The organism is Halomonas sp. A29, assembly GCF_046723295.1.
Classification (GTDB): domain Bacteria; phylum Pseudomonadota; class Gammaproteobacteria; order Pseudomonadales; family Halomonadaceae; genus Halomonas.
This window is the reverse complement of sequence record NZ_JAXQPR010000021.1, coordinates 1-9,207: the sequence shown is the minus strand read 5'-3', so window position 1 is coordinate 9,207 and position 9,207 is coordinate 1. Positions and strand designations below refer to the sequence as shown.

The window sequence follows — 9,207 nt, the reverse complement described above, 5'->3', positions numbered from 1 at the left end:
GTCAGGGGGGTGTCGAAAGACGCCAGGATGTCATCCAGCAAACGGGGGTCCGCCATGTTCAGCTCCTTCTGCGGTCGACCGGCGCCGCCGCCGGTGAGTCTTCGTTCGTGCTCATGGCCAGGGCACAGGCGTGAAGTGTCAGGGCGCGGCTGTATGTCTCTGCAGCCTGGTTGAGCAGCAAGGCGCTCTTCGCGTGGCCCACCGACGCCAGCGCCAAGACCAGTTGCAGCGGCGTCAGTGCCTCGCCCGGCCAGCCGCACAAAGCGCTCACGCTGAGTCCGTCATCAATGATGTCCAACCTCGGCCAGCGCTCGAGCAAGGGGGCGCTGAGCTCCATCGTGCGGCCTGGCAATTCCAGTGTGTCCATTACCAGGTAGGCCGGGGGCTCAGCCACCGGCCAGGCCTGAGCCAGCAGGTCGTGCATCAGCTGCTGCCTGGCCGGATTGTCTCGCATGCTGCGCTCCGGATGTTCGAGCAGGGTGGCCGCGTCGAGCCACCATCCCGTCGTCGGGGCCTCATCCCCGCCGGACCCGCTATCAAGTACCCGCTGGGCGAGCAATGCGAAGGCTGCCTCGCCCGGACACACCCCGACTTGCCGTGAAGCGAGGGCGAGCAGGCCTTGCCGGTGCAGCTCGGCGATGTCGTCGTGATTGAGCAGCGAATCCGCGCCGATCCACAGCACATACGGCTGACCTCCGGACTCTCGCGTCCCAAGAGTGGTATGGGGATCCCAGCCACTATCGCTATGGTGGATGTCTCCCAGACCGGCACCGTAGGCGCTTGCCGCGACCATGGTACCCAGACGGCCGAGAACGATCTCGACCGCCTGGGCTGAGCGCAACGGGGCACTCACCACGATATCGAACCCAGCCCCTTCGGGCAGAGCCTCAAGCAGCATGAGGGCGTCCAGGGAGATCGTCTGGATCAGCGCGTGCAACCGCAGCGCCTTGGCGGAGTGACGCTCCAGCCGTGGCTCGTCCACGCGCATGACATCTTGCATGGCATGGACGAGCAGGCGGAAGCCGTCAGGGCCGTGGAGCACTGGTGACAATACCGGCATTGCCCGTTCTGGCACCTCATCCCTGGCCACCATGCCGGCAGACGTGAGGGCGACGCCATCCATCAGGCGTAGCCGGTCCGGGCGGTAATCGCTACGCTGGCCAGTGGGCTCTTGTGGCTCTACGACAGGCTCATAGCGCTGACTAAGAAGATCGTAAATTGACGCTTTGGCCATGCCTCACCTTCCAAGGCTGTACGGAGTGCTCGACGCCGATATCCACTCGGTGCCGCAAGAGGTATGACAACCAGCTAAGGTCGCCGGCTTGCCGTTCGTCTGATGACGGAGTTGCACACTGTTCACCCTCCCACCTTGGGGCGTGGCAGCGCGAACAGGGGCACATCGCCACCGAGGGCGCCAGACAGCCCGCCGAGAAGCATGGCCTTCCCCCTTGCGTCGGCAAACATGGTTGCCAGAGCAAGCTCTACCCGCGACGACATAAAGGAACCGTGAACCTTAGCAGAAGGTGGGCCGAGGCAGCACCGGGGAGAGAACCCTCATCACGTGAGCCATTTCTTATTTAATTGTAAGAGATATCGTACAAATGCACGCCAAGGGCGCAGTGCCATCATGTGTCACTGGCCAAACGGGATATCTCGCGCAAGACACGCTACCGGGCGAACCAGCCTCGATGCAGGCGATGATCAAATCCACACCGGCCGAGCGCACTGCCTCCTCCCTAACCAACGCGGGCCCGTCGAATGACAGGCCCGCGGCATTTAGGAAGTACGGCTTCTGCCTCAATTCGGCATGTAGTTTGAATTCCCTTTAAAAGCGTCGACATTGTCTCCGACCAGATTGAAGACAGATTTAGCTTCCCAGATCTGACTACCCGCCTCCTCGTTCTCGTAGGTGAAAGCCAGCATTACTTCACGATACGCCGTTGGAGGTTGCCGAAGTCGTCGTAGTGGTAATGGGTGCCGGCGTAACGCTTGAGCAGGTTGCCCATGGCCACCGAGAGCTTGGGGGCATTGGGTAATCGACCCATTCGCGCTCGCCGGTCTTATGCTCGGTGGACCCGCGGATGGCGACTGTGGTGTCCTGCACATCGGCGCTGGGTGTGTCGAGATCAGAGCGCCAGACGGTTAAGAGCAAGTGCTAGGCGGGCATCAAGGTCGCTGGAGCAGAAATGGTGGTATATTAGAGTAGATCCTATGTCAGTTGTTGAGCTTGCTCATCTCATTGAGGCCGACCACTCACTTGGCAATAATGATATCGGGGAGCCGGCCCCTCCCTGTAAAATCTAAAAAAAGCTCGTGCCCAAACTTATCTCCATATCGCTCCATCAAGCCAATCGTCTTTTCAATAAATTCCTTCATATCCGTAAATTTTCATAAATCCTCGACTATTCTGGTGGTATCCATCCGTAACCGCTCCGCCATTTGAGTGTTGATCGCTGCACGCTTCAACGGGCGTATCAGAGATGTGCCGGCGACCCGGCGATATGCCTTCGGCGAAGACCTAAAGCAGATCCTGAAGCGCCACTGTTGGTTGTACAATCACCACATCCCAGCATCACCGACCGCCTATCACAGCGACGAAAGACTGGCAAACCAAGCGAGCAGAGTTACCCTACAAGCGACAACCAATCACCCTAGGCCCGATATATAGTACAAAACTTGGTCAGTGCGAGAGTCGAAAAAGCATAGCCATAGCCCTGCACCCAAGAGTTTTTTCAACCAGAATCACCAACATGGAATTTTTGCGACATCTGAAACCTTTATCAGATCCAAATCACCCAGACACGATTCAAGGTCATTGAAAAAAACGTCTATTTCCTTCGAGAAAACATATGTTGTAAACCTCCCATATTCTGTAGAAGGGTACACAAAGGCACAATAACTACAATTATTCAACAAAAAAAAGTATGCATCTTGATTCAGTTCACTCCCATCAAGTAATGACTCCAACACCGTGGCAGCAGGAGGGGGGCAAGTACGCCCCGTTCTTTTCTCCAGCATCTCATTTTTTTTTATTTTTATCTTGTTCCTCTCGTACTTCTTCAACTCAGAATCCAGCTCTTCAGTTTCTTTTTTAACGTATATGCCTCCCGAAAAAAAGTCAAAATTGATTGGCTTACCGTTTTTTACGCCCAGCCTCTCCATTTTTTCCGTAAGGCAAAAGAATAGATTGGACAATGCTTCTGAAGCATCAAACCCAACTTTCCCCGTGTCCCCTTGGGCCACGATCAAGGTGAATTGATCATTAGCGTTTGCTGGAAGCCTTCTGATCGCATCATGCGCAGAGGTAGAAAATTCAGAAAATGGCTTTGTATACACATAAATTCGATCCATACTTCATGGCCCCGGATAAGTAAAGATTATCGTTTCGCCCTGTCTATTGGTAGCATGGACATGGGGAGAACCATGGTGAGCAGGTTGTCCAGGACCTGTTAGGTGAGGATGTCCATCAGGATGATCGAAGACTTCTCTAGAGTCACTTTGGGAACGCCTTCCAAGAGACTCCACCCCTTTGGATTGCAAGCAGGCACAGTTTCGTCCTCGACTCTCTGGTCTTAAGTCTTCTATAGGGATATTCTGCCCCCCTCTGCTCACTCTAGGCACTTGAGCATGTTGCTGGCCGCGTCTCATAGCTTGTGTACGGCTTGGTGTGGGAATAACGTTGTTACTCAACCCCAACGGATCCACCCATCCCGTCGGGTTGGGCGCGTACTGATAGAGGTTCTCCCCACCCATCAGCCCAATCGGGTCCTGGGTGGTGAAGCGCCCTACCTCGGGATCATAGTAGCGGTGCCGGTTGTAGTGTAGCCCGGTTTCTTCGTCGTGATACTGCCCCTGGAAGCGGAAGGGGTTGTCGGTGGCGGCTGACTGGCCGCTGCCGTCGCGGGCGTTATCCAGCTTGCCCCAGGCGCGGTAGTGGCCGACCCAGGTGAGCTTGCCATCGCTGTCGGTGACTTCCAGTGGGGTGCCGAGATGGTCGGTCTGGAAGGCGTAGAGCCTCGGCTCGCCCAGTGAGTACTCGGTAATGCCTGAGTGGTGGGTACCGGTGGCTCGGGTGACCGCTGCATATTTGGCCTCCAACTTGGCGGCCGGAATGAAGCTGGCCGGCTCGAACAGGTAGACCACCCGGCGCCGGGGGACGAGGCCCGAGGCTTCCCCTAGCGCATGATATCGCTGGGCAACCGGCAGGGAGAATGGCCGCTCGGGATTCTCCCGTGCCAGGTCATCAGCCGGCGTGTCGTGGCTCGGCGGCAGTTGCCCCTCGAAGCGCTCTTCGCTCTGCAGCAGGTCGCCGTCCCAGGTGAAGACGGTCAGCTCGTCTGGCTTCCCCTGCTGCTCTACCTGCTTCCAGATCCGTCGCCCCAGGGCGTCGTAGGCGTAGCGGGCACGGGTGCTTGGGGTGGCGTCGTCACCCGCCGCCGGGGCCCGACCGAACCGGGCGGCCTCGATCAGGCGGTGCTCGGTGTCGTACTGGTAGTGCCAGGTCTCGCCATTGGGCGCGATACGCCGCTGCAGGTTGCCGAAGTCGTCGTAGTGGTAATGGGTACCGGCGTAGTGCTTGAGCAGGTTGCCCATGGCCGGCGACAGCTTCGGGGCATTGGGGTAGTCCACACGGATGCGTTCGTGCGGCCCGTGATCGAGTGAATCGCGAGGGCGCTCCTGACGCCAGCGCGTGGCCTGCGAGCTCTCGCCACCTCCGAACGCCTGGGCGTCGATCAGGTTGCCGGCGGGATCGAAGGCGAAATGCTCTTCCCTGCCGGGCGATACGGCCTGACGCAGCCGGCCCAGGGCATCGTAGCCATAGCGCGTGGTGCCCCGCAGGTTGTCGTCGATGGCGCTGAGCAGGCCGTTCTCGGCGTAGTGCCACTGGCGCTGGATCTTGCGTCCGCCGGCCTGTTGCAGCTCCTGGCCGATCAGGCGCCCCACCGGGTCGTAGCGCGACTCGATCTGGCGCCCACGTTGATGGCGACGCACCTCACGGTGCAGGTCGTCGCGCTCGAAGCCGATCAGCTCCCGCCGATCCAGGCTCATGGCGTGCACGTGACCGGAGCCGTAACGCAGCCAGCCGATTTCCTGTCCATCCGGCAGGGTGGTGGTTTCACGATTGCCCAAGGCATCGTAGGTATGCCGCGTCACGGCGAGGTATGGGCTGCCATTGGGCAGCCGATGACGCTGCACTTCGGCGATCAGGTTGTCCGCCGCATCGAAGTGGAAGCGGGTCTCGCTGTCGTGATTGGCAGCGCGCACCAGTCGTCCCTGGGCGTCGTAGGCAAACCGGGTCTCCCCCGGCAGCAGGCCAGGGCGTTCGGTGCGGCGCGTGAGCAGGCGGCCCAGGTTGTCGCGCTCGAAACGGGTGAGCTGATCGCCTTCATGCATTTCCTGCAAGTTGCCCGCAGCATCGTAATGGTAGGCCTTGGTACGGCCATCGAAGCCACTCTCTCCCGCCAGGCGGCCAGTGCCGTCATAGCGGAAGGCCCAGGCATCGCCATTCTGGTTGACCAGGCGCTGTAGCCGCCACAGCCGGTCGTAGTGATAGGTGAAGCTCTGCCCCAATGGGTCTCGGCGTTCGATGGGCAGGTGTTCGCCATTGTAGCGGTAGCGGGTCTTGTGACCGGCAGAGTCGATATGCTCGATCAGGTTGCCTTCGCCATCGTGGACGAAGGCTTCCCCGCTGCCATCGGGGTAGCGGATCGAGAGAGGCAACCCCCCGGGATCGCGCTCGTAGCGGGTACGATGCCCAGCAGCATCGACAATCTCCTGCAGATGGCCGCGATGATCGTAGTGGTAGCGGGTCGTTTTCTGTGAGCAGTCACTGGCACTGACCAGCAGGCCCAGATCATTCCATTCGTAGCGGTAGGTATTGCCGGCGGCATCGGTCATCGCCGTGAGCAGGCCACGCTCGTCGTGCTCGAAGGCGGTCTTGCGCCCGTTGGGCTCGATCTTCTCCACGGGCAGGCCGCGGGGGTCGAAGCGGGTCTCGCTGACACGGCCTTCAGGGTCGGTCACGCGAGCCGGCAGTCCCTGCTCGTTGAACTCGAGACGAGTGACGAGCCCCGCAGGATCAGTGACCGTGGTGACACGCCCTTCGCCATCATAGGCGTAATGGGTAGAGCGCCCTTCTCCGTCGACATGCTCCTGCAGACGCCCATTACCATCCCAATACCAGTACTCGCTGCCCAGTTCGGGGTGGTAGGGATGCGAAACCGATTCGATCTCGTTGTGGTAGTTGTAGCGATAGATCGTGACCACACCCTCGGCGTCGGTCACACGGGTGTACCACAGGTCGCGGTGGTACTCGAAGCGGGTATCTTCGCTGCCATCTTCCAGGCAGGTACGCACACAGCGGGCCTCGCGCGCCACCGGCGGCTGGCCGTCTTCCTGGCCCGGCCAGCTCCAGGTCAACTCGATCCCCAGCCCGTTGAAGTTGGTGTAGTGGGTCAGCAGGTGATGGGTGTAACGATACTCGCGGTGGTGATCCCTGGCATTGTGATGAGAGACCAGGTTGCGCTCGTCGTCGTAGGCGTACAACGCCAGGACTTCGGGCTCATGTTCGCCCTGCGAGTAGTGACGCACCACCCGTTCCAGCAGGCCGGCCTCGGTATAATGGAAGGCCAGTGCCAAGGCCGCTCCATCGGTCATGGCTGCCAGACGGCCTTGGCGATAGCTCAGGGTCAGGGCTCGTCCATCCAGCTCGCGCTGTTCCACCAAGCGGAAATGCACCCGTTCATCGGTGCCCGAATTCTCGATGCGCTGGTAACGTTCCTGACTGCCATCGAGATAGCGCAGCGTATAGGTGTCAGGGTCGGGATGAGCGACAGTGAAGCGCTCGCGAGGCAGGAAGCGGCTCTCGCCAATCGCCAGCGGCTCGATGTCGAGGGCTCGGTTGAGGGCATCGATATAGAGCAACTGCCCGGCGTGAGACTCGAAGCGCAGGTGGTAGGGAGAGCTCCAGCGAGCACCGAGTTCGCTGTCGTCGAGCTGATCGGTACTGGAGCGATAGAAGCGGGTCCACTCCACATCGATCAGCCCCGGCACGCGGAAGTCGGTCTGCCACAGGTTTTCGTCGCCCATCGCATAGTCGATGGGGCGCCGGCTGACCGTGGAGGCGCCACTGGGGCAGGCACAGCCTGCTGGCGTCTGGCTGGGGTTCCGGCCTTCGTTCGTGCTCTGGCGCGCAGCAGCACCACGCCGGTGAGTATTCGGCTGGCCGGTAATCGCCAACCCATTATGCTCGACGTTGCGACGCCCTCTACGCCGTGCCTGCATGGCAACGACCAAGGCACCCAATACAGGCAACAGATTATCGATCGCCGAGACGATCATGCTGTCCGCCATCTGGCGCAATTGCTCCAGGGCGCGGATCAGACGCTGACGAGCCTCCTCGCCAAATACGCTGACCAGCCTGTCAAAAGCCGTCAGGGTGATGCGCTTGCCGTGTTCGGGAACGTCATACCAGGCAGGGTTTGCCTGGATGAGGCCCATCTGTTCGGCACCGCTTACCGGGTCGATGACGAGCGACTGAATACCCGTGATGGTGTCGGAGGCAAAACGACGAAAACGGTCTTTCTGCCCCTCCATCCAGCCTTGCAGGCCCTCTATGAACTCAAGCGCATCGCCCCCGGCCTGGTTCCAGAGCAGCTCGGCGACAATATGAATACCTTCTCCCCTCACAAAAGCCAGGATGCCTTCACGAGTGGCCAAGCGAATAGGGCGCGAGGCGTTACCTGCCGCGGGAATGATACCAATCGAATCGATGACCAGAACGCTCCACAGCCAGACATTCTGATGGTTGGGTTGGTTATTGCTGTCCTTCTCGCACAGGACGACGATACTGCGGGCAACATCCCCGATGGACATGACGTTACCCACCACAGGCAGCATGTAGGCTGCCTGTATCACGATATCCAGAACCCTGCTGCTGCCCGGTTCCGTCTGAATGTCCACGTTGGGTGGCGTTGGCAGCGCATAAGGCTCCGTGGTCACCACCCGCTGATGGATGGCAAGCTCGCGGAGTTCCTCGGGTACGTCATAACTCGTCGACTGATCCGTCATGGTGCTTTCCTTGTAATCCTTCTTCTGACTCAGCTAGTCGCCTTGCCGCTGTCCTTGTTCTGGCCTTGCGCCAATGCCGAAATATCCGGGGCTGCCGCCTTGTCTCGCGACCACTCCTGAGGCCTCAGGCCGATATCGCGCGGGTCCGAAAAATACTCGATCTGGGCAGCGCCTGGCAGCACGCCCGCCAGGGAAGCCTTGCCCTGCGCATCCAGTACCCCCGTGCGGGTGGAACCATCCGCAAAGGTGGCGCGATAAGCAGCGCCGGGCACGGGCTCGCCGTTGCCATAGGTGTGGTGAAGGTCGAGATTGGTGGGCTCGGTCACCGGCAGGTTCGGTAGCGGGGGACTCATGCTCGTCGGCCCCGCGAAGGCGTGCTGAGCCCCCTTCACGTCGATCTTGCCGGGGCCATGGATCTCGATGTCGCCGCCCTTGATGCGGATGTAGCCACCGCCACTGGCGAGCAGCACACCATTGGCAGCGTTGAGATGAACCTTGCCCTTGGTGGCCGTGATGGTCACGTCCTTCTCGGCGGTCAGCTCCATCGCGTCGCTCTGGGCCTGTACCTCGACCTTGCCACGCGCAGCAAACAGCTTGATCCCGGCGTTCTGCACGAACAGCGAGAGTTTCTCGGAGATGGCCGCGATCAGGCTGCGCCCGGTGGCCAGGTTGATGTCTTCGCCGCTGGTTACGCTGAGCGATTTGCCCTGCGCCAAGTGGCTCGATTCGGGGGTGCTCAGCGCGATNGCGATCAGGCTGCGCCCGGTGGCCAGGTTGATGTCTTCGCCGCTGGTTACGCTGAGCGATTTGCCCTGCGCCAAGTGGCTCGATTCGGGGGTGCTCAGCGCGATCCCCGCCGGCGAGGCGAGGTGCAGCCAGGGGGCGTTGAGGCGTGCGGCTTCGCCACGCCCGCCTTGGCTGGCGCCCTGGGCGGTGGTGTGGTCCTGTTCCGTGGGGCCTTCGGCGTTGCCGTAGGTGCCCTGGGTGTCGTCGCCGGCTTGCTTGAGGTGGGCGCGGGCGTCCAGTGGCTCGGCGTGGTGCTGCTCGGCACTGCCGCTGAGGCTGTCGGCTAGGCGGTAGGCGCTGTGCAGTTGCTGGGTGGCGGGGCTGAGGTCGAGCTGGTCGCCGGCGCCGCCG

The 9,207-nt window shown here is 60.7% G+C and carries 5 protein-coding genes; all 5 read right to left on the bottom strand.

Annotated elements, in window-relative coordinates; translation table 11 throughout:
* Nucleotides 1–58: 58 nt before the first annotated feature.
* A complete protein-coding gene (locus tag SPH52_RS22300; RefSeq protein WP_411797247.1) occupies nucleotides 59–1,234 on the bottom strand; it encodes a hypothetical protein in 1,176 nt (391 codons plus the stop codon).
* Nucleotides 1,235–1,922: 688 nt separating this feature from the next.
* The gene (locus SPH52_RS22295) at nucleotides 1,923–2,045 is read right to left on the bottom strand and encodes a hypothetical protein (protein ID WP_411797246.1); all 123 of its coding nucleotides are present in this window, start codon (nucleotides 2,043–2,045) and stop codon (nucleotides 1,923–1,925) included.
* A gap of 697 nt (nucleotides 2,046–2,742) precedes the next feature.
* Complete coding sequence (locus tag SPH52_RS22290) at nucleotides 2,743–3,351, bottom strand: hypothetical protein (protein ID WP_411797245.1); 609 nt, start codon at nucleotides 3,349–3,351, stop codon at nucleotides 2,743–2,745.
* A gap of 3 nt (nucleotides 3,352–3,354) precedes the next feature.
* Nucleotides 3,355–8,070, bottom strand: a complete 4,716-nt coding sequence (locus SPH52_RS22285) for an RHS repeat-associated core domain-containing protein (RefSeq protein WP_411797244.1) — start codon at nucleotides 8,068–8,070, stop codon at nucleotides 3,355–3,357.
* A gap of 29 nt (nucleotides 8,071–8,099) precedes the next feature.
* Nucleotides 8,100–9,207: DUF2345 domain-containing protein (locus SPH52_RS22280; RefSeq protein WP_411797243.1), on the bottom strand; the 1,108-nt coding region annotated here is incomplete at its 5' end.